At 42.0% G+C, this 24,280-nt stretch carries 23 protein-coding genes and 1 pseudogene; 8 read left to right on the top strand and 16 right to left on the bottom strand.

Annotated features, from left to right (window positions below; genetic code table 11):
* The 4 genes from L4C44_RS13665 to L4C44_RS13650 all read left to right on the top strand — a co-directional run.
* Positions 1-268, top strand: a 268-nt coding sequence (locus tag L4C44_RS13665; protein ID WP_372271563.1) for an IS3 family transposase, incomplete at its 5' end; no start/stop codon positions are given.
* Between the two features lie 396 nt (positions 269-664).
* Positions 665-1,471 (top strand): winged helix-turn-helix domain-containing protein, encoded by an 807-nt coding sequence (locus L4C44_RS13660; RefSeq protein WP_428805242.1) that lies wholly within the window; start codon positions 665-667, stop codon positions 1,469-1,471.
* Positions 1,468-1,929, top strand: a complete 462-nt coding sequence (locus L4C44_RS13655) for a hypothetical protein (protein ID WP_146489948.1) — start codon at positions 1,468-1,470, stop codon at positions 1,927-1,929. Before L4C44_RS13660 ends, L4C44_RS13655 begins: the two co-directional genes overlap by 4 nt.
* A 549-nt stretch (positions 1,930-2,478) precedes the next feature.
* On the top strand, positions 2,479-3,957 hold the full coding sequence (locus tag L4C44_RS13650; protein ID WP_428805241.1) for an aerolysin family beta-barrel pore-forming toxin: 1,479 nt from the start codon (positions 2,479-2,481) through the stop codon (positions 3,955-3,957).
* Between the two features lie 115 nt (positions 3,958-4,072).
* Here the strand turns inward: L4C44_RS13650 and L4C44_RS13645 are convergent, their stop codons facing one another.
* Complete coding sequence (locus L4C44_RS13645; protein ID WP_048659471.1) at positions 4,073-4,708, bottom strand: LysE family translocator; 636 nt, start codon at positions 4,706-4,708, stop codon at positions 4,073-4,075.
* 305 nt (positions 4,709-5,013) lie between these two features.
* Here L4C44_RS13645 and L4C44_RS13640 point away from each other — a divergent pair, with 305 nt between their 5' ends.
* Positions 5,014-6,492, top strand: coding sequence for a carboxypeptidase M32 (locus L4C44_RS13640; protein WP_428805240.1), 1,479 nt, complete (start codon positions 5,014-5,016; stop codon positions 6,490-6,492).
* 65 nt (positions 6,493-6,557) lie between these two features.
* Here L4C44_RS13640 and L4C44_RS13635 read toward each other — a convergent pair whose 3' ends face one another.
* The 4 genes from L4C44_RS13635 to L4C44_RS13620 form a co-directional block, all read right to left on the bottom strand.
* Positions 6,558-9,695, bottom strand: a complete 3,138-nt coding sequence (locus L4C44_RS13635) for an HD domain-containing phosphohydrolase (RefSeq protein ID WP_428805239.1) — start codon at positions 9,693-9,695, stop codon at positions 6,558-6,560.
* A gap of 322 nt (positions 9,696-10,017) precedes the next feature.
* Entirely contained in the window at positions 10,018-11,022 is a 1,005-nt protein-coding gene (locus L4C44_RS13630) for a metal-dependent hydrolase (protein ID WP_428805238.1), read from the bottom strand.
* A 184-nt stretch (positions 11,023-11,206) separates the two neighbouring features.
* Positions 11,207-11,599 carry a hypothetical protein gene (locus tag L4C44_RS13625; RefSeq protein ID WP_428805237.1) on the bottom strand — a complete coding sequence of 131 codons (393 nt, stop codon included), beginning with the start codon at positions 11,597-11,599 and terminating at the stop codon, positions 11,207-11,209.
* Positions 11,600-11,793: 194 nt separating this feature from the next.
* Positions 11,794-12,603 (bottom strand): sulfite exporter TauE/SafE family protein, encoded by an 810-nt coding sequence (locus L4C44_RS13620; protein WP_428805236.1) that lies wholly within the window; start codon positions 12,601-12,603, stop codon positions 11,794-11,796.
* 318 nt (positions 12,604-12,921) lie between these two features.
* On the opposite strand from L4C44_RS13620, the gene L4C44_RS13615 reads away from it, so the two are divergent.
* Positions 12,922-13,899, top strand: coding sequence for a DUF1852 domain-containing protein (locus tag L4C44_RS13615; protein WP_428805235.1), 978 nt, complete (start codon positions 12,922-12,924; stop codon positions 13,897-13,899).
* A 69-nt stretch (positions 13,900-13,968) separates the two neighbouring features.
* Entirely contained in the window at positions 13,969-14,997 is a 1,029-nt protein-coding gene (locus L4C44_RS13610) for a methionine synthase (protein ID WP_428805234.1), read from the top strand.
* Between the two features lie 132 nt (positions 14,998-15,129).
* Here L4C44_RS13610 and L4C44_RS13605 read toward each other — a convergent pair whose 3' ends face one another.
* Positions 15,130-15,567 (bottom strand): MarR family winged helix-turn-helix transcriptional regulator, encoded by a 438-nt coding sequence (locus L4C44_RS13605; protein ID WP_048659476.1) that lies wholly within the window; start codon positions 15,565-15,567, stop codon positions 15,130-15,132.
* Between the two features lie 84 nt (positions 15,568-15,651).
* Here L4C44_RS13605 and L4C44_RS13600 point away from each other — a divergent pair, with 84 nt between their 5' ends.
* The gene (locus L4C44_RS13600) at positions 15,652-16,098 is read left to right on the top strand and encodes a hypothetical protein (protein ID WP_428805233.1); all 447 of its coding nucleotides are present in this window, start codon (positions 15,652-15,654) and stop codon (positions 16,096-16,098) included.
* Positions 16,099-16,142: 44 nt separating this feature from the next.
* Here the strand turns inward: L4C44_RS13600 and L4C44_RS13595 are convergent, their stop codons facing one another.
* The 10 genes and pseudogenes from L4C44_RS13595 to L4C44_RS13550 form a co-directional block, all read right to left on the bottom strand.
* Positions 16,143-16,625 (bottom strand): tetratricopeptide repeat protein, encoded by a 483-nt coding sequence (locus L4C44_RS13595; protein ID WP_428805232.1) that lies wholly within the window; start codon positions 16,623-16,625, stop codon positions 16,143-16,145.
* A 27-nt stretch (positions 16,626-16,652) separates the two neighbouring features.
* Complete coding sequence (cyaB, locus tag L4C44_RS13590; RefSeq protein WP_048659479.1) at positions 16,653-17,204, bottom strand: class IV adenylate cyclase; 552 nt, start codon at positions 17,202-17,204, stop codon at positions 16,653-16,655.
* Between the two features lie 116 nt (positions 17,205-17,320).
* Entirely contained in the window at positions 17,321-17,620 is a 300-nt protein-coding gene (locus L4C44_RS13585) for a hypothetical protein (RefSeq protein WP_230682266.1), read from the bottom strand.
* Positions 17,621-17,729: 109 nt separating this feature from the next.
* Entirely contained in the window at positions 17,730-18,206 is a 477-nt protein-coding gene (locus tag L4C44_RS13580) for a DUF2059 domain-containing protein (protein ID WP_053085782.1), read from the bottom strand.
* 580 nt (positions 18,207-18,786) lie between these two features.
* A complete protein-coding gene (locus tag L4C44_RS13575; RefSeq protein ID WP_428805231.1) occupies positions 18,787-19,242 on the bottom strand; it encodes a hypothetical protein in 456 nt (151 codons plus the stop codon).
* A gap of 469 nt (positions 19,243-19,711) precedes the next feature.
* Entirely contained in the window at positions 19,712-20,185 is a 474-nt protein-coding gene (locus tag L4C44_RS13570; protein ID WP_010438444.1) for a response regulator, read from the bottom strand.
* A complete protein-coding gene (locus L4C44_RS13565) occupies positions 20,172-21,527 on the bottom strand; it encodes an ATP-binding protein (RefSeq protein WP_428805230.1) in 1,356 nt (451 codons plus the stop codon). The genes L4C44_RS13570 and L4C44_RS13565 overlap by 14 nt, the downstream gene beginning before the upstream one ends.
* Before the next feature lie 6 nt (positions 21,528-21,533).
* Positions 21,534-22,952 carry an SLC13 family permease gene (locus tag L4C44_RS13560; protein WP_428805229.1) on the bottom strand — a complete coding sequence of 473 codons (1,419 nt, stop codon included), beginning with the start codon at positions 22,950-22,952 and terminating at the stop codon, positions 21,534-21,536.
* A gap of 238 nt (positions 22,953-23,190) precedes the next feature.
* A pseudogene (locus L4C44_RS13555) lies at positions 23,191-23,404 on the bottom strand (hypothetical protein); the annotation flags it as partial.
* A 101-nt stretch (positions 23,405-23,505) separates the two neighbouring features.
* Positions 23,506-24,189: a hypothetical protein gene (locus tag L4C44_RS13550; RefSeq protein ID WP_285954414.1), complete on the bottom strand. Its 684-nt coding sequence runs from the start codon at positions 24,187-24,189 to the stop codon at positions 23,506-23,508.
* Between the last annotated feature and the right edge of the window lie 91 nt (positions 24,190-24,280).

Raw genomic sequence — 24,280 nt, 5'->3', positions numbered from 1 at the left:
CCATCGACAGTATCAAAAAAAGGTAGCGGAGAGTGGGTTAACACAAAGCATGTCGAGAAAAGGTAACTGCTTGGATAATGCGGTTGCTGAAAACTTTTTTGCTTTACTCAAAACAGAGATGTATCACAACCAAAGCTTTGAAGATGCAGATGCTCTGATAGAGCAAATTAAAGAATACATCGAGTACTACAATACCAAACGTATAAAAGTGAAACTAAAAGGCCTGACTCCGATAGAATATCGAACTCAGGCCTTGAAAGCCGCTTAACAGAAATGTCCAACTTTACGGGGTCACTTCAATTCAAGTGCGGGCTTTTTTCTATCCATTCAATACTTAAACTGACTAAATTATTACTACCGTATACCCACAAATAAAATAAGATTTTAATTAGAGCACTGTTCTAATTAAATTAGAGACAAAGATTAAGCCAATACTCTCTAATTAAAAGTTCCCTAATAAAATCAAAACTTAATTAGATATTACTTATATTTAACAGATTGTGACTAGATAGCAGAGTTTCTTTCATAAAAAATGAAAAATGCTTTTGTTTGAACCACGCAAAAACACACCAGAATAAAACATGTGACTTTAATTCATATAATAGTCAGTTTATAGTCATCTAAATTGTTGAGAGAATTATAATAAAAATAAAACGTTGGCTATATGATCAGATTTGACCCGATTAAAAACCGTATTTATAACGACGAACGTTCTATTAAAATAGGATATCGTGAAACTCGCGTTTTAGAGTTATTACTTAAAAACTCACCCGAGATTGTGAACAAACAAGATATTATTAGTTTCGCATGGGGAAGCGAGTTCATTGGGGATACGTCACTTGCGAAATGTATCAGTTTGCTTCGCCAAGGATTTGTTAAACTTGGCATCAGAGAAACACCCATCGTCACAGTGCCAAAGGTCGGTTACCGACTTATTGATGAATGCGTCTTTATTGACTCGCAACCACAAAGCGAAGTGACGACTCCCCTCACGCCTGTCAGCGAGCAAGTCCCGCTCGGTCAAAGTAATATTGCGGCCTCTATTGCGAGCAACGATACACCTGAATCCAAATCGACTTCACTTACTTACTCTCAGGTCAGCTTATACAAAAACAGGCTGTGTTATTTCATAACGGGTTGTTTATTGTTGTCCTCGGCATTATTGGCTTTTGCTAAGGTTCACGATAAAAGCCTTGGGGATATCACGCCCTTTAACCGGCTTAATGAACAATGGGTTGGGCAGGTCCAAGTTTTTCAGGAAACGGAGATGTCTTTGCGCCCTGAACTCGAGGCTATTCTCTACAAATACCAATGTGATTGCGTGGCATACATCAGCGATGAGCCCGGCTATTCAGAACTCTCCATACTCAACAAGACGACACGTCAGTCCATCAATATCTTTTACACGGCCACGCAATTAGACCGAGCGAGTGAAGAGATAGAATTATTCCTAAAGAGAGGCCAATTATGATGCCATTTGTAGCTCTGTTTTCCTCGTTAGCGTTATTGATTGGTATATGGAGTATTCCTTCTTCTCCACCCCAAGAAGAGCACCGTTATCAACATAGCGTGGTAGATCTTGTGTTAGATGGAAATGTATTACGAACCGATGGACTCACCAAAATAAGCGATAACGAGGTTCTACACCTAATGTCCGTCCAAGATGACAGCATGCCCGACCCGATTGTTCTACGGTTTAGAGGTGAGGCTGGCCCTTCTCAATCCCTATTCTTTTCAATAGCTGGCACTATCGACTTACTCTCCGTGCAAAAAATAAATAAAGCGATGAATGACAGCTTGTTGTCGCCCTACCTGCTTATCAACAATGACCCTTTAACACTTAAGGTTGATATATTAAGTTCAAATGATCTGTTTGCCATCATTCGGACATGTAATAATGGAAGAACACAACTGTTGGCTAAACGATAATTTGTCGCCGTTTGGCCACCAGTTAAATTCACTTTGTTTTAATTAACATCGTTCTGAATATTACACATAAAAAATGGATGGTTAAATTTATTACTGCATCAATAAACATCTCTTGTATTTTGAGCATTCAATTAATCGAGTGTTTAAAACACTGGATTAAATTTAAACATCCAAATCTGATTTATCGCTTTCCTGTTGATATTTACATCAAATAAAAACGATGTGAATAATATGTCTCCTCTCGTACTTAACCATTCATTTCACTCGCGATAGACCACGTCAAAAACTATTTGACGTTAATGTATCAATCATAACTTCTCATTTTTCTAAAAACGGTTTGAGCCTCATCAAACATTTTCTTTTTAGTTACACTCTCTTTCACCAAAAAACAAATCAAACAATACAAACCGTTGAATTTAAAAGGTAAATTAATTCAACCCTTTTCAGTATCTATCTATTTATCAACATGAAAAAGTGAACTTGTCTTGTTAACTGCATGGCACAAAAAACATTATCAAAATAGAAAAATTACAAATGAGGGAATTGTTAATGATCCGAATAAACAGAAGTCTCTTAGCAACCGCAGTGTTGTCTGTTCTATCTACTGGCGTAAACGCAAAAATTTACCCAGACCAAATAGTCCATGACCAACTTGGTGACGATGTATGTCGCTCTGGCTATCGCCCGTTAGACCGCTTTGAAGCCGAAGAGCAAAAGAGTGCTTTGCTGGCTAGAATGGGCACTTGGCAGATCACAGGCTTAAAAGGAAACTGGGTGATCATGGGCCCGGGATATAATGGCCTTATTAAACAAGATACAACCAACGGCAAAACGTTCTGTTATCCGAACAATGACCAGTCTGAGATTCCAAACTACTCTGCTAAATCAGTTCCAGAAGGTAGCGAGTTAGATGTTCAATATGAGTTGGTCAATAACCGTAACGATTTTGTTCGCCCACTAAGCTATCTAGCTCACAACCTTGGATACGCGTGGGTTGGCGGTAATAACAGTCAGTACGTTGGCGAAGACATGACAATAAAGCGCTCTGGCGACAGTTGGGTGATACAAGGAAACAATGGTGGTTCTTGTAGCGGTTATCGCTGTGGTGAAAAAACTAAAATCACCGTCGACAACTTTGCCTACACCGTTAACGACGATAACTTTTGGCATGGTGATGTTGTTGAATCAGATCGTGAACTGGTTAAGACCGTTTACGCAACAGCAAGAAACAACAGTAATATCGCGCAACAAGTGGTTGTCGACCTTAAAGTAGATGAGTCAACAAACTGGTCAAAAACGAACAGCTACGGGTTCTCACAAAGTGTTCAAACAGAGAATACGTTTAAGTGGCCTCTTGTTGGCGAAACTAAACTAACCGTTAAGTTCGAAGCCAACCAAAGCTTCTCTAAATCCAATGGGGGCTCCACTAGCGAGCAAGTAACACTTCAAGCGCGCCCAATGGTTCCAGCAAACTCAGAGCTTCCGATTCGAGTCGAGCTGTATCGTTCAAGCATCTCCTACCCGTATCGATTCAACGCCGACATTAGCTACGATGTTGAGTTTAACGGCTTCCTACGTTGGGGTGGCAACGCATGGCATACGCATCCAGACAATCGCCCTTACCGAGCTCACACCTTCACTATGGGTCGCGGCAGTGATAAATCTGCAGACATTCGCTACCAATGGGATCACCGATACATTCCAGGTGAAACAAAATGGTGGGATTGGGGCTGGGCTATTAAAGAAGCTGGCTTATCAAGCATGCAATACGCGACTGGCGGAAGCTTACGTCCATTCCACTCTTATGTATCGGGTGACTTCTACGCAGACTCTCAATTTGCAGGTACTATTGAGATTGGCCAAGCGACACCGATTACCAACAATCTACGTAGCAAAAGAAGTACAGATTCCGTTAACGAAACTACCGAACGTATTGGCGATATTGAAGTCACCACCAACTTCAATGCTGATGAGTTGAGTGACTTAGGTTTCGAAGGTGCTGAGATGAACATCAGCGTTATTGAATAACACAATGACTCACCTTTAACACTTAATTTGCCAAAACACTCGGTTCACCCTAAAGACAAAAGCCCACGACACGTCGTGGGCTTTCATATATTCATGTTCAGTAAAAAACAGTGAACTACACAGGCTCTTCCATTAGAAGCTTAACGCCTAGCCCCACTAGTACCATGCCAGTCACGCCTTCCATCCACTTCATAAAACTCGCATTCTTGAGCAAGTTTTTAGCCGAGTTCAATGCACCAGCTAAACCACATTGCCACACCATCGCAATCATAAAGTGGACTGAAGCCATCAACATAGATTGCAATAAAGGCGAGCCTTCAGGGTTTACAAATTGAGGCAGAAAAGCCAAATAGAAAACCGCCGTTTTTGGGTTAAGCACATTAGATAAGAAACCTTCACGCAAAGAACGTTTTGCACTGTAAGCTTGATGAGCTTGCTCGCCAACCTTCAACCCGCCACCATTTTTCATCAAAGCGCGTAAACTGCTTAAACCAAGCCAAATTAGGTAAACCGCACCCACCATTTTTACGGCTTGAAAGAGTTCAGCTGATTGAGCAAGAATCGCAGAGATACCCACCGCAGAGAAAAAAGCGTGCACATAAAGACCGCTACAGATACCAAAGCTGGTCATTACACCGTCAGATAAGCCAGATCGACTGGTATTACGAATTACCAATGCCGTATCTAAACCCGGCGTTAGCGTTAAAATAGTGATGGCAATTAGAAATGCCTCAAAGTTCAAAATATCCATATCATTGTCATTCTTGTTCAGCGATCTATCATCAATACCGTGTATCTGAACAATTCGCAAGCAACAATTGCCATCAGCTATACAACTCACTGATTTTGTGCACAATGGTACAGTTTAATTTGTTAACAAATAGTAAATTACTGGCATATCACTGCCCTACGTTGTTTAGGCTATATCTTCTACTGAGAAGAACAGCCTCAGAAACAAAGTGAAGTGACCAACTTCAAAGTACTTAACATCGAGATGCCCCTTAAACTGATGCAGCCTTATGGGTCATTTAAAGAAACCAAATTAAGAGTAGTCAAATGAGCGCATTCAAAAAACTAGTCGAACACTCTCAAAAATGTTCACGCTTTCAGCACCTAGCCTCTATTTGTGGTTGGGACCAAGCTTCCATGATGCCGGCTGGTGGCAATCAAGCACGTAGTGAAGCGATGGCCGAGCTTTCTGTTCATATTCACGGTCTAATGACTCAGCCACAACTCGGCGATTGGATTGCAGACGCTGAAAACGAAGCATTAAACAACGAGCAACAATCGTCCCTACGTGAAATCAAACGCCAATGGCAACAAGCTAACCTACTTCCAGAAAAACTGGTTGAAGCGAAATCTCTAGCGGGTTCAAAATGTGAACATGCGTGGCGTAGCCAACGTGGAGAAAACGACTGGGTTGGTTTTGAAAAGAACTGGCGTGAAGTGGTTGAGCTATCGCGCGAAGAAGCACAAATCCGCGCAGACGCCGCTAACTTAACCCCTTATGATGCGATGCTGGATATCTACGAACCGGGCACCAGCTCAGCTTCGCTTGATATCTTGTTTGCAGACGTTAAAACCTGGCTACCAAACCTGATTGACGAAGTCATCGAAAAACAGTCGAGCGAGCAATTTAACGCGCCATCTGGTATCTACTCGACAGAGAAACAAAAAGCACTTGGTCTAGAAGTGATGAAGCTTCTACAATTCGATTTTGAACACGGCCGACTAGATGAAAGTGTTCACCCGTTCTGTGGCGGCGTGCCTTCAGACGTGCGTATCACAACTCGCTACGATGAAGCTGAATTCGTTCAAAGCTTAATGGGCATCGTCCATGAAACGGGCCATGCACGTTACGAACAAGGTTTACCTAAACACCTAGCGGGCCAACCAGCAGGTGAGGCTCGCTCTATGGGTATCCATGAATCTCAGTCTCTGTTCTTCGAAATGCAAGTTGGTCGCAGCGATCCATTCATCGGACACTTAGCCAACCTAGCAGGACAACAGTTCTCAGGCTCAGAATTTGAGAAAGATAACTTCCAGAAGATCTACACTCGCGTGAAGAAAGACTTCATCCGTGTTGATGCCGATGAGCTGACCTACCCAGCGCACGTTATCTTACGTTACGAAATTGAACGTGACTTGATCAACGGCAAAATCAAACACACTGATGTCCCAGAACTTTGGAACACTAAGATGCAGTCTTACCTTGGTTTAAGCACTCAAGGCAACTTCACAAATGGCTGTATGCAAGATATCCACTGGACAGACGGCGCATTCGGTTACTTCCCATCTTACACACTAGGTGCGATGTACGCGGCTCAGTTCATGGCTTCAATGAAGAAAACGGTCGATGTGAACGCTGTGATTGAAAGTGGTGACCTATCGCCTATCTTCACTTGGTTAGAGTCGAACATTTGGAGTAAAGGTAGCCTGCTTAACACCGATGATTTGGTGAAAGGAGCAACGGGTGAAACACTCAATGCTGAGCACTTTAAACAGCATTTGATGAACCGTTATTTGAAAGGTTAAGCATAGCGGCCAGTAGACGTTAGAACGATGATCTACTGGCTCGTTTCTGGACAAACCTTTGGGGATTATGAAAGCTTGTCTATATATCCCTCGATATCAACATCATCAATTAGCCCGTCTGGTAAGTAGCGCTTAGCATAACTTAGGTAAGTTCCGCTAGTGAGCAATAATTTAAACACGTCTTTATCAATGTGCCCGCCTAATGCCATTTTAGACATGATGTGGATAGCCTCACTTAGCGATTTGGCTTTCTTATAAGGTCGGTCGGCAGCGGTTAGCGCCTCAAAAATATCGGCTACTGCAAGAATACGCTCAGGAATCGACAACTCTTTCCCAGTCAAGCCTCTCGGATAACCAAAGCCTTCCATCGCCTCATGGTGAGTCGTCGCATAGCGAGGAACGCGCTCAAGCTCGGGCGGGAATGGGATGCTCTCCAACATTTTGATTCCACTTATCATGTGTTCATTAATCTTAAAGCGCTCTTCTGCCGATAATGTGCCACGCTGTACAGCTAAGTTATATAACTCACCATGGTTATAGAGAATATCGGGCACCTTCATATTGATACCAAACTCAGGGTCGATATAAAACGGCTGTTCACGTTCAATCACATGTTCAGGGCGATCGGTCAGTAATTTCTCTACTGCTGGTGTCGCTTTAAACTGATAACGCGCTTCCTCTAATGGAGATAAACCCAATCCACGATCGAAGTATCGCACCCACTCTTTTTCAGCCAGTTCATGCAGACGTGCAATATCTTGATCAGACATGAATTCTGCCCCTACGTTAGCGTTGGCAATAAAATTAAACTCTTCGGTAAGTACTGCAAATTCTTGTTGTAATGCTTGTTCTGGCTGTCCATCAACGCCCAGTTCTTGCAATTTTTTGAGTAAGTATTGGATTTGTATATCTCGCCACAGCACCTCAAAGCGCATACGAACTTCGTGGATTCGGTTATAGTTGGTTTCTAATTTACTGCCTTTATCGACCACAAACTCTGGCGTCGCAATTTTGCCACAATCATGTAGCCAAGCGGCGATACGAAACTCACGTCGTTCTTCATCATTTTCAAAAGCAAACCCTTTAAACAAAGCTTGCTCGGATTTCTCGGCGGCTTCCGACAACATCAGAGCAATCTCTGGTACACGGTTACAATGGCCCGCTGTATAGTGAGATTTTTCATCGATCGCGCGCGCGATAAGTTGAATCACAGACTCAAAAAACTCATTTTGACGCTGCTCAAATTGCTGTAGCGAATGACTACCTCTCATCAGAGATAAACCAAGCTGATGAATTTCTTCAATACGGGAATGAACACGCTGCACTTTTTCGTACTCACGATCTTTAACGAACCTGACCTGTTTTCTTAATGCATTAATTGGCTCCGAAATAGGTTTTGCCATTGCCCACGCAATTGGGATTAAGAGAGTAAGCACAAGGAATGACGCACCAACTGCGTAAACTACCGTTTCATTTACGCCTGCCATTAAGTGGGCTTTAGGAATCACAACAGCAAAATAACGCCCCTCTTTATGTGTCAACTTAGCAACATAGACATATTTCTCGACACCATGGACTGATACCAAGCGCACTGAATTAACAAATGTTGGATCTTTTGCGAATTCAAGAAGTTCCTCGTATGGCACAAAAGTATAAGTTGACTGGGCTGTCCTACCCTTAAACCATTTTTCACGCAGCTCAGTTCTCTGCTCTGGCGTAATAGCGCTGACCGCAAGATTAATTATCTCAACTAAAGCTCTTTGATCTTCATTTATTAAGTAATAAAAGGCGTTCGGAATATTGGGCCCTTTAAGCAAATTAATTACCAAATTTTGGCGGAACGTTTCGCGTATCTTGTTTGTCAAAATTTTTTGAATATCAAGCACAGCAACAATATCGCCATTCAATACACCATCAATCGCGTCGTGCAATGAAGCGTAACTAATGATGGTCATTTGGGGATAAGCTTCTTCCAAATCATCTTGAATGCTCCACCCTTTCAGCAAACCAATCCGAGTTTGCTTTACTTGCTCTAGGGTATTGATGTGTTGGTTTTCCTTCTTCGTCAGAAAAGCAAACTTAGCGTGATATAAAGGTTTACCAACCACACCAATACTAGAAAGATCGTCTTGATCGGCAACAGAGTGAAGAATGTCAATATTTCCGCTATCAAAGTCTTTCACAAGCTCATTCCAGCTACGGCCGTTCACAAACCTAAATTTTAAGCCTGTCATTTCCGATATCATTTTGAATAAGTCTATTGCGAATCCATTCGGACGCCCACCCACGGCAAAGTCGACCGGGCCCCAGTTGTTTTGGTTTGACACTGTTAGTTCCGGAGCTTGATCGACTAACATTCGCTGCTCATCGGTCAAATCCACTGGAGAGACTGATGGTAACCGCCCTTCAACATCCACCACCTTATTCGTTGCAATCAACTGCCCATTTTCTTGATAGATAAAGGCTTCAGCCTCTGGGGCCTTCTTGTTTTTAACAAATCGATTAGTCAATTGCGCTTCTAAAGAGGAAAGGAGGATATCTACACCCACCACAGTTTTTGAACCCGGTACTTTGATTGAAAAAGTTTCACCTGAGACTTTTAGCGTATTAAACAAGTAAGGCGATGTGTTATAAGTTTCATCATATTCAGCATTTTCAAACCAACTACGCTGAGTGGGGATAAAATTACTCGACTCATTCGAGGTATGTCGTGAATTAAAATTCTCATCGTAATAGATACTCACCTTACTACGTTCTCGATTCACTCCGCGGTGAACTATAAGCAACCACTTATCACCGGGTTTCGCCTTCACACGCGAACGAACCTCCTTAGAAGAAAGATTAATCAGCTGGAAGAAATCGTTATTTTCTTTAGCCACAAAAATACTATGGATACTAGACTCTCTCACTAACAATTGAGACAAAGGGACAATGATACTCTCTTCCGGTGTATCCACGCCGATCAGAGATACTAGTTGAGCGCCCCTCCGCGTTATGTTGTCAGCTAAATTTTGAAGACTAGACAAATGGCTCGATACACCAGTTGCAATGGTTTGATATTGAGTAAGGGTGTGTTGCAGCTCTGTTTTTTTCGCAAAATGGTATTGCAAGAGAATAGCAACACTGGCCGTCACGAGAGTGCAAAAGACAAACATCCCCCCTAACACTGTCCTTAACGATATGCGTGTGTATTTTTTCTTCATTTTTATTGGCTCAGCTCAGTGCCTTAATATTTCAACTGACTACAGTATCGTTCAAGAACAACTTTGACGCCAATGATGAGTATTCCCATGCATCAACGAAAATTCGTTCGTAATGAGGCACCTATATCCTGACAACCAAGCAAAATTGCCAACAATGGAATCAAGTCTTTCTGCTTCTATTAATTTGAGTATCGTGAATATTGATATTCAAGAACTAATTTTAGGTCGTATTAAGTCTTAAACGCTCGGTAGCTTAGGAATAAACGAATAATAAAGGCTGAGAAGATTATCTGACTCAGCCTTTTTACTTTTTAGACCTAGATCATTTATCGCCAGTAAGCATATCTAAGAAGATCTGTCTCGACTCAGGTGTGTTGTCTCTATGAGTTTCGTATCTTACATGCGTGTTTGCATCAACTGCTTTTGATAGTTTGATGCTCCAAAGCGCTTTCATTTGGTTAGGTACAATTGAATATCGGACATCGATAATACGTAGATCGTCTGTTGGATCCTGAGTAATATAACCATTCGAGAACCAGCGGAAACGTTCAATGTCTTTGGCTTGTTGAGAGTCAGGGTCAAGCCAAGGCAAATCCCTGCCAACGTTCAGCTTAACGATCGACTCTCCGGGATACGTGCTTACCGATGTACCAACCCGCACTGCGTCTACATGATAATGAGCCTCTGTTTCGTACACTACTTTCCAAACCAAGATATTCGCAAAGCTCGGCTTAGCCTCTAAGCGAATAGGCGTATGTTGGCGTTCTTGTGCTAATTGCCATCCTACCGCTTCTGCTCTATCCCTTTGTATCATCCCCAATGTTGGATAAATCAGTGCCCAAGCAAATGCAGCGCGTGCTAGCCATGGAGTTCGCTTCCATGTCGCCAACACCAACAATATTAAGATAGGAATGGTATAGACAGGGTCGATAATCGAAATGGTATTCCAAGCATAACGTTCATTGGTGAGCGGCCAGAACAGTTGAGTGCCATACGTAGTACAAGAATCGAGTAAAGCATGTGTGCCATAACCTAACGCGCAATAGAGCCAACTCTGTTTAAACGAGAGTCCCCGCCTTTTCGCAATCAAAGGATACAAAACCAGAGCGCAAATCAAGCTGCCAATAGGAATAAACAAAAGTGAGTGGGTAAACTGTCGATGGAACTCCAATGCGAGTAAAGGATCACTCTCCGATCGAATAAATGCATCTAAATCTGGCGCCATTCCAGAGAGCAAACCTAGAACCCCAGCGACCACCAAATATTGTTTTTTACTCGCCGATTGTGACAAAGAAGCGCCTAGCACGCCCTGTGTTAACGGATCCATAAATCACCCACTTTTAGCATTCCCTTGAACTGAACAAGTACATTTAGCTATAGCAGTGAATCCGGTTAAACAACAAGATTTTGTCAACATACTCATAGACATAATCGTATAAATGTAGACAGGCAAACAAAAAAGAGCAGCCTGATGACTGCTCTTTATTCGGACCTCATTGACCCGTATCTAATCAGTGTGATTGTGTCGCCTTACTCAACAACAGATCCCAATCAGATAGCTCAACCTGCCCTTTGCGTATATTCACCTTGTGGTAACCTTTTTCGGTTAAGGATTTCACTTCAATAAAAGAATGACCAAACAAAGACTTTTTAACCACTAGATTCGCCTTAATACCATGCAAATACACGTTTCCATCGTCTAAAGACAAATGGCTTTTCGTGAGCCTTGAGGCAAACATGTAAACCAAAGTCATGAGGGTAATTGAGGTGATGAAAGGAAAAAGCTGCAATTCAGTTTGATAAAAGAAACTGATCATCAGAGATACGATCGTGTAGGTTATCGTCATTGATAGAACAACACTCCATTGTGGCCCATTACTTTTAAATGAGATTTCCCGTGCCATCATAAATTCCTTTGCGTAATTGTTTGACCACATTTGAAATATTTATAAAACGGAATAATTTTATTATGAATGGTGATACATCTTAAGGAGTAAATCACGCTATTGAATGACACAGATCGCAATTAGACATTTACGTGCTGTTTCACACCTAAATGTCTAATTAATCATCCGAATAGATCACGATCCGTCTGAAATTAACGAGCCACCATGCTTGCCGCGATAACAACCAACAGCACTGAGAATATCTTCTTGATGGTTGGAACGGGTAAATGGTTTGTCGCTTTGGCGCCTAACGGGGCCGTAAACCAAGACGTGCACACGATACCCAGAAGTGCTGGTAAATAAACAAAACCCGCAAAGCCATCAGTTAGAGCAAAGTGGCTACTACCCGAACTGATGTAACCAATCGAGCCAAATAGCGCGATAACAATGCCACAAGCCGACGCACATCCGATCGCCTTTTTCATATCGACAGAAAAGAACGTGAGCAATGGAACGAGCAATGCACCGCCACCAATCCCTATCATGGCAGACAAACCACCCGTAATGGTTGTCAGAACAGTTAGCACACCTTTGTTTGGCAGCTTTCGTTCTTTAGGCGCTTCGCTTTTGCTGCTTAAGAACATCTTAATCGCGATAAGAACCACACTCACAGCAAACACAATACGAACGACTTTTTCTGGCAACAGAGCCGCCATAAAGCCGCTAATCAGTGCACCCAGAGCAACACCCAGCATGATCCAAGGCGCAATGTTCCAAGGCACGTTTCCATTCTTGTGGTGAGCAAGTGCAGAAGACGTTGAGGTGAACAGTATCGATGCCAGTGAGGTCGCGATCGCAGCGACAACCACTTGATCAGACGGTAGAACGTCTAAATAAAGTAAAATGCTGCTTAGGACGGGAACAATGATCAGCCCTCCGCCAATACCTAACAAACCGGCGAGAAACCCAACACCACTGCCTAGTAAAGCACAGTAGAAAATCAACAACAGCAATTCACTCATTTCATCCATCTCTTATTCAATTAATTATCTTAAATAACACAGTATTAATGTGGTTATATTTCCATTAAGCTAATTAATATAACTGACACCGACTTGAATATTCAAACATATAGATCATGAAGATTCTTCATGATGAATGTGAAGTAATACCATTATTAATCCCACTCCCATCCACGTATAAAAACTTTAAGCAAATAAATTTATACGACACTTTTAGTGAAGACAGCCTCGATTCTTAATCCGGTCACACGCAAACATAAAGCATTTAAATATTAAAGACCGAGAGAATCAGACAACAAATTGGGATACTAGATCAACATGAATAATGAATTTAACTTTACGATTAAGAGCATTAGCCTCGACGAAAACTACCAGCCTGCAGACAGCACGCGTATCACAACTAACTTTGCTAACTTGGCTCGCGGCGACAGCCGTCAAGCGAACTTACGTAACGCACTACAGATGATAGACAACAGTTTCAATGCCTTAGCACACTGGGACAACCCAAAAGGCGACCGCTACTCTGTAGAGCTTGAAATCATTTCTGTTGATATGGACATTGAAAGCAACGGCGAAGCCTTCCCTTCAATTGAAGTGCTGAAAACAAACATTCTAGACCGTAAAACCAACGAGCGTATTGAAGGCATTATCGGAAATAACTTCTCTTCTTATGTTCGAGATTATGACTTTAGCGTACTTCTGTTGGATCATAATAAAGGCCAAGATAAATTCACTATTCCAGAAGGTTTTGGTGATTTACACGGCAAGTTGTTTAAATATTTCGTTAACTCTCAAGCGTACAAAGAAAACTTTAAGAAACCACCTGTTATTTGCTTGAGTGTTTCAGATAATAAAACCTATTACCGTACTGAAAACCAACACCCAGTATTAGGTTTTGAATACCAACCGAATGAGTCTTCTTTAACTGAGCAATATTTTAAGAAGATGGGCTTACAGGTTCGTTATTTCATGCCGCCAAACAGTGTTGCACCTTTGGCCTTTTATTTCTTTGGTGATCTGCTGAACGATTACTCTAACCTAGAGCTTATCAGCACCATCAGCACCATGGGTACGTTCCAGAAGATCTACCGCCCTGAAATCTACAACGCGAATGCTGTTGCAGGTAACTGCTACCAACCAAACTTGAAAAACTTGGATCACTCACTGACTCAAATCGTTTATGACCGAGAAGAGCGAAGCAAACTAGCTGTTGAACAAGGTAAGTTTGCAGAAGAAAACTTCATTAAGCCATACCAGTCGGTACTAGAAAACTGGTCTGCCAACTACGCGCTGTAATCGCTCTACTTTACGCGCATTAGGAAACGTACGATCCACTTTAGGAATCTAAGGACAGGCAGAATTATTATGAAAACACTATTACCGACTTCAACAGCAGGCAGCTTGCCGAAACCGTCTTGGCTAGCACAACCAGAAACACTTTGGTCTCCATGGAAACTGCAAGGCGCTGAACTCACAGACGGCAAACAAGATGCGCTGCGTGTCTCTCTGCACGAGCAACAGCAAGCAGGCATTGATATTGTAAGTGACGGCGAACAAACACGTCAGCACTTTGTAACGACTTTCATTGAACATCTGAATGGCGTTGATTTTGAAAAGCGTGAAACCGTTAAAATCCGCGACCGTTACGATGCAAGTGTACCTACAGTGGTTGGCCCAGTTTCTCGCCAGAAATCCGTTTTTGTCGAAGATGCTAAGTTCTTACGTCAGCAAACCGACCAACCTATCAAATGGGCTCTACCGGGGCCTATGACCATGATAGATACGCTTTACGATGCGCACTACCAAAGCCGTGAAAAACTGGCGTGGGAATTTGCAAAGATCCTCAACGAAGAAGCGAAAGAACTTGAAGCTGCAGGCGTTGATATCATTCAGTTCGATGAACCTGCATTTAACGTGTTCTTTGATGAAGTGAACGATTGGGGTATCGCTTGTTTGGAAAGAGCCATTGAAGGGCTTAAGTGTGAAACTGCAGTTCATATTTGTTATGGCTATGGCATCAAAGCAAATACGGATTGGAAAAAGACACTAGGTACCGAATGGCGCCAATACGAAGAGGTATTTCCTAAGCTCCAGCAATCCAATATCGACATCATCTCATTAGAGTGTCACAACTCTCATGTACCTCTTGAACTACTTGAACTGGTGCGAGGCAAGAAAGTAATGGTCGGTGCTATTGATGTTGCAACCAATGCAATTGAAACACCGGAAGAAGTGGCCAGCACTCTTAGAGAAACACTTAAGTACGTTGATGCAGACAAGCTCTACCCTTGCACTAACTGCGGCATGGCTCCCCTGCCTCGCGAGATCGCCTCAGCTAAGTTGAATGCACTCAGCGCTGGCGCAGAGATCGTTCGTAAAGAGCTTTCAGCGTAACGCTTCACGAGCGACACAAATATACCTGGAGCCTAAGTATCACATTGATGCTTAGGCTTCTGTATTCTTCTCAACTGCCACTCTCTATTTATCTAATCTCTTATCTATCTCACCTCTTATCGATCTAACCTCTTATCTATCTAAGAAGGTAGCCATCTTCTTCAGAGTAATTAGTGCCTTATCCAGCTCGTCTCTTTCAATGCCTTCAGCGCCACTTTCTGCCCATAATTCCTGTTTTTTATCTAATAGCGAATACGCTTCCTTGCCCTTTTCAGTCATGTTAACCAACTTTGCTTTTTTGTGATTCGGGTTATCAAGCCAAGTTAGCAGGCCATCTTTCACCATGATGTCGGTAACACGCTGTGTCGCTTGTCTGCTTTGCCCCATAATACGAGCAATTTGAGAAACGGTGACCAGATCATCAGACTTTTCGATCGCCCCCATCACCTTCCATCTGGCACTGCTTAGCCCTAACTCTTCAGTTAATTTGTCACCCTCAGCATTCAATAAACCACTGACCTTAAAGATCTCTAGTGCGATCTTTGTGAAAACTTCTCCATTCGTATCCATAACACCCACTTTGACAACATGCTGTCATTAAATTAGACTTAAACCAAATTGACAACATGTTACCAAATTAATGGAGAGAATGATATGAAACCAATAATCCACAGAACAGCGGCATTAACAGCAACACTGTGTGTCGCTACATTTTTTACTAGCACATTGCTTGTGGAGCTGTTTGGCACTTTGGAATCAGTGAAGCTAGTTAAGTCGATGATCGTTTTTCCAGGCTTGTTTATTCTTGTCCCAGCCATTGCTATTACTGGTGCGACCGGTGCAGCTATGGCAAAACAACGTAAAGGGAAAATAGTTGAGCGTAAAAGTAAACGCATGCCAATTATCGCGTTCAACGGGATCGTTATTTTGATTCCAGCCGCGTACTTTTTGAATCGGTGGGCAAGTTTAGGAGAGTTCGACTCTGTGTTTTATGGCGTTCAGATTTTAGAACTGATAGCAGGCGCAACCAACCTAACACTGATGTCTTTGAATATTATGGACGGCAGAAAGTTTCGTCCTAAGAAAGTAAAGCTAAGCTAAGCTCATCGTTTTTAAGCAAGCAGATGAGCTTTATAGTTGGCAGCTTACCAAGTTTTATCTAAATCTTGAGCGTATAAGGAGATCGCTCTTTGGTACTCTTTGATCGCTTCGCTATTAGTCGTAGAAACCAACAACTCAAGCAGCAGAGACGTTGCCTCTTTATGGCGACCCAAATTATACAAGCACATAGCGTAGAAAGGCTGAACTTCAAGGGAATCAGGATACTCAGCCATAGTCTGTTCGAAATAGCTTAAAGCCTCTGCATAAAGGCCTAGGCTTCGATAAGTGCTCGCCAAGCCGAAAAGCACATCAAAGCGTTCTGTAGAAGTAAGTTCGCCCAAAAGAGACAGCAAATAATGCTCGATAGCCTGCTGTTCTTTACCTTGGTTGTCGTAAGACCAAGCTATCTGCAAGTGCGCTTTCGCAGCATACTTTTCATCATCGAGCAGTGTCGCCAACAAATCTCGTGACTCTTGATACTTGGCTTCTTTTCGCAACTCGATGGCTTGTTTGATAATGGTGTCCATAACTCTCCCTGACGCTTAAGCGCTGTGCTATGCGTTCATTTCCTCAAACATCTGTTTATAAGATTGAGTTTGTAGTGCTGATTGAGTCAGCCCAAACCGACTGGCTAATAACTCCAATTCATCTTTATAAACCGATAACTTAGACTCATCATCCGTCATGATAGCGAACTCTGCAAAATCACCGATACCCGTTAGTGAGTCGACAGTAATATGAAATTCGCCCACAAAGTAAATACTGCGAGTTTTTTGCGCTTTAAGAATCACGTCATATCCCAAGTTCTCTAGCATGCTCTTGGCATTCGCCGCATCGGTGATATTTGTCGCTTCGCATCGATCAGGCTCAGGGCCTTTTACAATCCATAACTTGATACCCGACGGCTCCATAGTGCGAATACACAAGCTTTTGTTCTGAGCTTGTAAGCTTCTATCAGGGCTATCGAAATACCAATCACGTTCCTGATTGTCTTGCAGCATCACTTCATGGGGAATTAGGTTCAAAGTTTTTAAGAACTCAGACTTAGAGCTAAGTCGATACTTCAGCTCAACCTCATATTTACCTTTGAAATGATCGTTAGTCATAGATTAGCTCGATGCAAAAAAGGCGATACTAGCACACGAACCGCATCCGAAATACAAACTGGCGCACAACACAAACTAAAGCCGTGGAACTATATTCGACACGCTAACACACGCTTTCATTCTTCTTGGCTCATTGCACCTTTCGTGTATGAAAGTTTGATGAATGAGCCAATTTCAAACGGAAGCAAGCTGCGCTGTAAAGTCACATCACAAGCAACTCCATTTAAACGTACGTGACTGTTCGTGATTTCAAATGAGCTATCGCGAAGCTTCCACCACAACATTAGAATTTTTATTAGTGGAGGAACACAAATTATCAGCCCTATGGTTAGTAGCGATGAACGATCACCGTCTGATATCCAATAGACAAGACCTAGTGCAATAATAAACAGTAACTCTAAAAATAAGTATTTAATAAAATTTAATTAGATACGACTGTCCATGATTTCTCTCGGTAATACAGCATGATGAAGATGTGAACACCTTAGTTGTTCAACGAAAACTAACGTGATAGTAGATCACCAGTTACTTAGCACTATGCTCCTTTATGAAAGGAGTGATTCTTTCAAGTAATTGTTGTTGCTTATCTTGAGCTTCTGTCATGCCAATTTGCGCTCCAAGCTTTGCTAACTCTGGCGATTTTTGTATCAGCTTTTTCCCAATTGGCGTGTCGTAAAACTCTATTATTTGGTTCATTTCCGTAACGGTAAATTGATTAGAATAGAGCTTTGCAATTTCGACACGCATTTTTACTCTATCAATATCATTTTCAAACCAATCTTTATAAAGATCTTTTAGTTGGTCAGTTTCTTGAGAATTAAGCTCAAGCTTACCCGCTATCTGATTAACGATTGGCAACATTGCGTCGAAACCACCTAACATTTGTTTATCAACGTCCATCGCCGTCAACAATTTTTGTGCAGTTTCAAACTCAACGGAAGTATTAGCTTGTGCAAATGTACAAATGAAAACTGACAGGACTAGACTAAACCCTTTAAACATGCTGATTCCTTTTATTTGATAGAATGCTATGGCGTATAACGGTTATTAAGCAGACGGCGTCTGATTTCTCACCCTAAGCTTTCTGCTCCGCTCTTAAGTGACTAATCTTACCTGACTTACTTTATAAATAACAAGAGGTTATATAACTTTCACCTTAATTCACTGGAGGTATACAACATTACGCAAACTTTCGCAGGTTTATTAACAAACAACTCAGTTTCGTTTTGATTGATACATGCTAAAAATCCTGAAAACTGATAGAAATAACAATATTAAAAATCCAAAAATATCATTACTGATATATTTTTAATTAAATAAAATCAGTACATAAAATTCAAACAGCAATGAATTTAATAACGAATATACTCTCATGCGTTTACGATAAACAATAATATTTAATCTCTCAAAAACTTGTCATAACACATGATATTAGAGTGCTGCATATGTATCTTGTTCGGCTAACCCATCAACGTAGACCAACTTTAATTGAGAACGGTAAAAGGCAGAGTTCCCTAACGTAATAACCTTCTGCAAATGCGTATCGAAAGTGCCAAATGTTGGATGTCATGAAAATTGTCCTTTATTCGTCAACGCCAAGATTGTCACCCAGCTTTTCTATAAACCAAGTTCCTTTACACGGGCCATTGGTTAAGTGCCAACGACCATCAAATCGCTTGCCGCTACCAGTTGCTGAAAAGCGATAGTCCCACTGGCGATGTTTCGCATACAAACGTAAGCCGCCGCTTTCTGTCACCCAACCTTCTAATGGTGTTCCGTTGTAGGTAAGCCTTAGCGTGGCTTTACCCTTTCGAATGATTCCGGTGATGGTTGTCCGTTCACACATATTATTGCCAGTGGTGTTAATACGACGACCTAGCCACTCACCGTCAAAATCAGTAGATGGCACAAATTGGGGACTATTAGGAAGTTTAGGGTACGACTCGGAATTACTGGACCCGAACCATTGAAGTTCACGTCCAACGAGGAAGAACACAACAAAGCCGATTGATATCGCTATCACAAATCCCTTTTTCATGAGCCTCTTCCCTAATCAGCTGGCCTTAAGGAAAGAACCGTAACATAATGAAAAGTAATAACTTACTATCAATTAAATTAATTTTGATATATTCCACAAATTGCATTCAAATGTTGAATATAGAGAAAGCGGCATCGTACGAAGTTCTGCTGCATGTTCAGGGAATCGTTCGTGAAGAAAACACAAGGCATCCGCTGGCGTTACCTGGAGGCAGGCTCGGCACTAGTGGGATGTATAAAGATATGCATTAACTTAGTTCTCGTTGGCGTTGGCGTATGAGTTTTAGACTAAAACCAACAACCAGTGAGTTAATAACTGAGTACTAAAACCTGAACGACTAAAAGAGATAGGTAATATATGCACCGAAAGGTTACATCTTTCAAAGACAATATCCTTCAGAAAGCGTCCTTCGGTGCATACAATTTCAAGCGACTTACATTAGTGACTAATGTAACGCTAACATAAGAGACTAGCGTAAGCGTCTCAACACAACCTGCTGGTCGAGCTCATTCTGATAGTCCGTGTAATCAAGCCCTTGATCAAATATGTACTCAGTGACAAGAGTACGAATGCACTCAACTAATGTGCTTGCTTGCCAAGGCTTTTCAAAGTAACGGTCGATGCCTGCTGCATTAATCGCATTGATGGTATCGGTATGAGTGGCCTGCCCCGTAAGAAGAATTTTCTTTGTATTCGGAAAGCGGCTGTCATGGAACACGTCAGTGAGTAACTCCACACCCGTTTTCCCTGGCATCACATGATCAGACACGATGACGGTAATGTGTTCGCCTTCTGCGTCAAGTTCATCAATGAGATCAAGCACTTCTTGCGCTGATTCACAATCTTCAATATTCAGCCAACTCGCCAGCGGCTCTAAATCTTGTACCACTGCGCTCAGTACTTCTCTCTGGTCATCGACACAGATTAAATTAAGCTTCTCCATGTTCACCCTCTACTGGTAACTTGATTCTAAATACAGTTTTAGAAGCATCACTTTTCACAATGATACTTCCGCCATAACCCGCCACAATCCGCTTAACTATTGATAAACCCAAGCCCAATCCAAACGATAAACCACCTTTTTTAGTGGTGAAGTTGGGCTGAAATACCTTTCTACGAGTCGCCTCGTCTATCTCAGGGCCGTTATTCGCGATCGTAACTAATATTCTTTTCTTACTTAATCTGGTTTGAATCTCTATTGCAGCATCGTCTGAATTCGACATTGCATCACAAGCATTCTTTACAATGTTGACCCAAATCTGAACGAGCTCTGTTTTCGAGCCTTTAAAAGGCGGCAAATCTGCGGGGCTCAATCGCACAGATACTCTACGTAACTCACTTTGTAACAACGATAAGGCATGGTTAATGGAGTCGTTAATATCCACCGCTTCTTCGGTGTCAATATCAACTCTGCCAAGTTGTTTAACCGATTTTACGATGCCAACGGTGTGTCTAGATGCCAAACGTAAATCATGTAAATCACAACCCATCTGCCAAAAGCGAATCGCTTCTTCTGGGTTTTTCAGCCAATGTTTTGAAATAACGTCTGTTGCAGATAAAGCGTCAATTGGAATCGCCTTCGCAAGAGAGCGAGCAATGTTTTTGTCTAAACCATATTTTCTTTCAAATTGTCGCCCACGTGTTCGTGCTTCTGACGACGACGTTTTCTGACCATGCATTAACCCAAAATCGAAAAATTGACTGGCTTCTGGATGCACTTCTTCAAGCAGATCCATGATGACCGTTTCAAGTCGGCCAGATTTACTATTTACTACACCAATAGCGTTGTTAAGTTCATGAGCAATCCCTGCAGCTAATTGACCCAAGGTCGTCATTTGCTCAGCAGTATGTAACTTCTCTAGCGCTTTTTGTTTCGCTATAGCTTCTTGTGTTGCACGGCGTTGACGACGCGACAACTCATTGACAATCACAGGTGTAAACTGTGCGGTAAGAGGACCAAATTTACGTTCATCTTCTGCAGGCGTGTCTTTATCGATCCACGCTAACTCAACATCGGTTTTTGCAACAACCGTTGAAGATGCAGTCCAATTACCGGAAAAGAAGCTATGAACGCCTATAAAAGCCCCACTCCCCGCGCTAAATACTCGCACTTGCGGTGTATTCGCATCGGTATAAAAGCCTTCCAGTTCTCCACTAAACACATAATACAAACGAGTATTTAACGCTGATTGTTCAATAATGGTGTTACCGGCACGGCACGTCACCCGACGTTCTGTGTGGTTAAAATAGCGATCGATTAGTGCTTCTAACTTTTGTTGATACACGTATCGCTACCCTATGTGACCAATTGAATGTAGCAGCCACACCATAACAAAGCTCAACAGCACACCAACCACACCCAAAATAATACCGATTCTGGCCATTTGATTACTTTGCACATGACCAGTGGCATGAGCCAACGCATTCGGTGGCGTACTGATTGGCAGCGACATACCCAATGAAGCGGCAAAAGTCACAACCAGAATTAACGTTAACTCACCGCCGAGTGGCGTGAGTGAAGCCATAGACGAACCTAATGCAGCCATAATTGGCATTAACAAGTTAGCCGTTGCGGTATGAGACATAAAGTTTGCCATTACCAAACACAAGAACGCCGCTCCGAACAACACCACATAGGGTGAGTAAGTATCAAACGGAATACTGTGTACCACCAGCCTTGCTAAGCCAGTTTTATCGAGAGCTAAACCAAGCGCAATACCACCTGATACAAGCCACAATACGTCCCAAGAAATTTTCTTCAGGTCTTCTTTATTGATGATCCCGGACAGAGAGAACACAGCAACAGGAATCAGAGCGACGGTATAAGAGTTCATGCCATGGCTTGAGCCCATTAACCAAAGAATGATGGTGAGCGCAAAAGTGACGTACACCGCAATGGCTTTTGGTGTTTTAAGGAATTTACCTTTGATGCTTAGCTCGATTTTCTTTTGGTCAGCTTTGTACATAAAGCCTATTAAAAACCACGCTAACGCCATCATAATAACGACAAACGGCACACCAAATGCCATCCATTCACCGAACGTAATGAGGTTATCGCCAACTAAATATTTAAGTGCGATAGCGTTCGGCGGGGTACCGATTGGGGTACCAATGCCACCGATGTTAGCGGCAACAGGGATACAAAGCGCAAACGCTACACGACCGGGGTCTTTCGGGCCAAACACAGCCAGTACCGGCGTTAAAATAGAGAGCATCATTGCCGTTGTTGCTGTGTTAGACATAAACATCGAAAAGATACCAGTGATCAGCATTAAGCCGAGCATCACAAACTTTGGGTCTTGACCAAATGGCTTCAACAACACGCGAGCTAAGTTTACGTCTAATCGATATTTAGTGGCAGCCATCGCTAAGAAGAAACCACCTAAAAACAGCATGATGATTGGGCTAGCGAATGTCGCCATGATATCGCTGTATTTTAACAGCTCACCAAAATGTTCTTCCCCATGATCAAACCTTAAAAAGATCAGCCCTTTATCCGACAACATCAACAATTGCAGAACGATAATAACAACAGACGTCGCGTAGATCGGGATGGGCTCGAACACCCAGCACAATGCCGCTAATAAAAAGATCGCGATAACGCGTTGTTGAATAATCGTGAGGCCTTCAAATGGAAACGCTGATAGCGGCATTACGAGGATAATGAAAGGAATTAAAATAGGGATAATGTATTTAATATAGGGGCGCATAGCACAAAAACTCTTCCTGAGATAACAACTACTTAGAAATTAGATTTAAAGCTCTAATTTAGATCCGACAACGAATTATCGACCTCTTATCACTATCTCACTATCGGCTAGATCAATGATTACGTAATCGCGATATCCCCTTTTTCGTTTCTGTGCGCTACCTCTACGTTTGTATGTTATTTATTGTTGCAACTAAATTCCGAGAAACAAAAGGCAAACGTTCGCCTTTGCGTGGGAGATCCGTAAACTTCGGCGCTTGCACCGTTGCAGAGTACTCGCCTAAAACTTCAATCTCAGTTTGGTCTATCAGCTCACTCGTTTTAAGCCACACATTGTCGGTTGTTCTGAAATAGTTATTAAGGTGATTCGTTGCTAAGTAGGCTTTAAGCGAGCGAGGTTGTGGAAAAGGCGCTGCTATAAAGTGCCTTTTCCAATAGTTGGTCGCTTGTCATGTTTCCTACGTGAAACGTGACCCTTAACTCTATGCTGAGAGATGGCTTAATTTGGGATGAAAATACAGCCAAAAACTAATCATTGACGCCATAGTCGTTTGTTATGTGTAATTTTTTCCCTTGAGTACCAACCTTACAAGCTCACCGATAGAAGTGATGTACAGGCTTGCACCTCCACTCGTTTCATATTTATCACAGTCATCGTAGCAATCACTATCTTTAACTACCATAGGTTCAAAATATACATCGACTAATCCAGTGTTAATAAATGTATTTTCAGAATTAAAATCAATCGATTCTGACGGCTCATTAGCAAACTCTAAAAAATCACCAATAAACATACTATCGATAATTCGACTAATTTTTAAAAATTGATTGTATGTGATTTCTCCGACAAGAAACTCAGAGAAGAATATGGCAATAATTTTACTCGTATAGTGGTCTTCTGTTTTCTCTATGATATAGATAAGCTTCTCACCAACTTTTACTTTGTAGTCATCCGAGTTGTCAATTGAATCGATCATAGTTCGGCGCTGTTCTACCGGAATATCCGACAACTCAGAAAGAAATGAAATAAGCTTTTTCGTAAACAGAGCATCACGCACGCTACCAATCGCATTGATACCACCTACAATACTAGATAGCACTGGGATGTCTCTTAATACACCATTATCTAAAATTGCATCTATACCAACTTCGCCAAGATTTACCGCTAAATTGGTCAGATCATCTTTTTTAAGAGATTCTTCTAACGACTTTGAAAGCTTCATTTTATCTGTTTCCAATGATTACACATAAACGCCCGCTTAAGCGGATAAAAATTGTTGGTTATAATGTGGAGCGCAGCGAAACCTAACCAACTGTTTTTGTCCGTTT

Origin of the sequence: Vibrio satsumensis (assembly GCF_050337435.1) — a bacterium.
Lineage (GTDB): Bacteria > Pseudomonadota > Gammaproteobacteria > Enterobacterales > Vibrionaceae > Vibrio > Vibrio satsumensis.
Note: the sequence above shows the minus strand (reverse complement) of the source record. Positions and strands in the feature narration are given on the sequence as shown.

Excerpts from the sequence above, each read along its gene's own strand:
- L4C44_RS13660 (WP_428805242.1), top strand. The coding sequence starts at position 665 with ATGATCAGATTTGACCCGATTAAAAACCGTATTTATAACGACGAACGT.
- L4C44_RS13655 (WP_146489948.1), top strand. The coding sequence starts at position 1,468 with ATGATGCCATTTGTAGCTCTGTTTTCCTCGTTAGCGTTATTGATTGGT.
- L4C44_RS13650 (WP_428805241.1), top strand. The coding sequence starts at position 2,479 with ATGATCCGAATAAACAGAAGTCTCTTAGCAACCGCAGTGTTGTCTGTT.
- L4C44_RS13645 (WP_048659471.1), bottom strand. The coding sequence starts at position 4,708 with ATGGATATTTTGAACTTTGAGGCATTTCTAATTGCCATCACTATTTTA.
- L4C44_RS13640 (WP_428805240.1), top strand. The coding sequence starts at position 5,014 with ATGAGCGCATTCAAAAAACTAGTCGAACACTCTCAAAAATGTTCACGC.
- L4C44_RS13635 (WP_428805239.1), bottom strand. The coding sequence starts at position 9,695 with ATGAAGAAAAAATACACACGCATATCGTTAAGGACAGTGTTAGGGGGG.
- L4C44_RS13630 (WP_428805238.1), bottom strand. The coding sequence starts at position 11,022 with ATGGATCCGTTAACACAGGGCGTGCTAGGCGCTTCTTTGTCACAATCG.
- L4C44_RS13625 (WP_428805237.1), bottom strand. The coding sequence starts at position 11,599 with ATGGCACGGGAAATCTCATTTAAAAGTAATGGGCCACAATGGAGTGTT.
- L4C44_RS13620 (WP_428805236.1), bottom strand. The coding sequence starts at position 12,603 with ATGAGTGAATTGCTGTTGTTGATTTTCTACTGTGCTTTACTAGGCAGT.
- L4C44_RS13615 (WP_428805235.1), top strand. The coding sequence starts at position 12,922 with ATGAATAATGAATTTAACTTTACGATTAAGAGCATTAGCCTCGACGAA.
- L4C44_RS13610 (WP_428805234.1), top strand. The coding sequence starts at position 13,969 with ATGAAAACACTATTACCGACTTCAACAGCAGGCAGCTTGCCGAAACCG.
- L4C44_RS13605 (WP_048659476.1), bottom strand. The coding sequence starts at position 15,567 with ATGGATACGAATGGAGAAGTTTTCACAAAGATCGCACTAGAGATCTTT.
- L4C44_RS13600 (WP_428805233.1), top strand. The coding sequence starts at position 15,652 with ATGAAACCAATAATCCACAGAACAGCGGCATTAACAGCAACACTGTGT.
- L4C44_RS13595 (WP_428805232.1), bottom strand. The coding sequence starts at position 16,625 with ATGGACACCATTATCAAACAAGCCATCGAGTTGCGAAAAGAAGCCAAG.
- cyaB (WP_048659479.1), bottom strand. The coding sequence starts at position 17,204 with ATGACTAACGATCATTTCAAAGGTAAATATGAGGTTGAGCTGAAGTAT.
- L4C44_RS13580 (WP_053085782.1), bottom strand. The coding sequence starts at position 18,206 with ATGTTTAAAGGGTTTAGTCTAGTCCTGTCAGTTTTCATTTGTACATTT.
- L4C44_RS13575 (WP_428805231.1), bottom strand. The coding sequence starts at position 19,242 with ATGAAAAAGGGATTTGTGATAGCGATATCAATCGGCTTTGTTGTGTTC.
- L4C44_RS13570 (WP_010438444.1), bottom strand. The coding sequence starts at position 20,185 with ATGGAGAAGCTTAATTTAATCTGTGTCGATGACCAGAGAGAAGTACTG.
- L4C44_RS13560 (WP_428805229.1), bottom strand. The coding sequence starts at position 22,952 with ATGCGCCCCTATATTAAATACATTATCCCTATTTTAATTCCTTTCATT.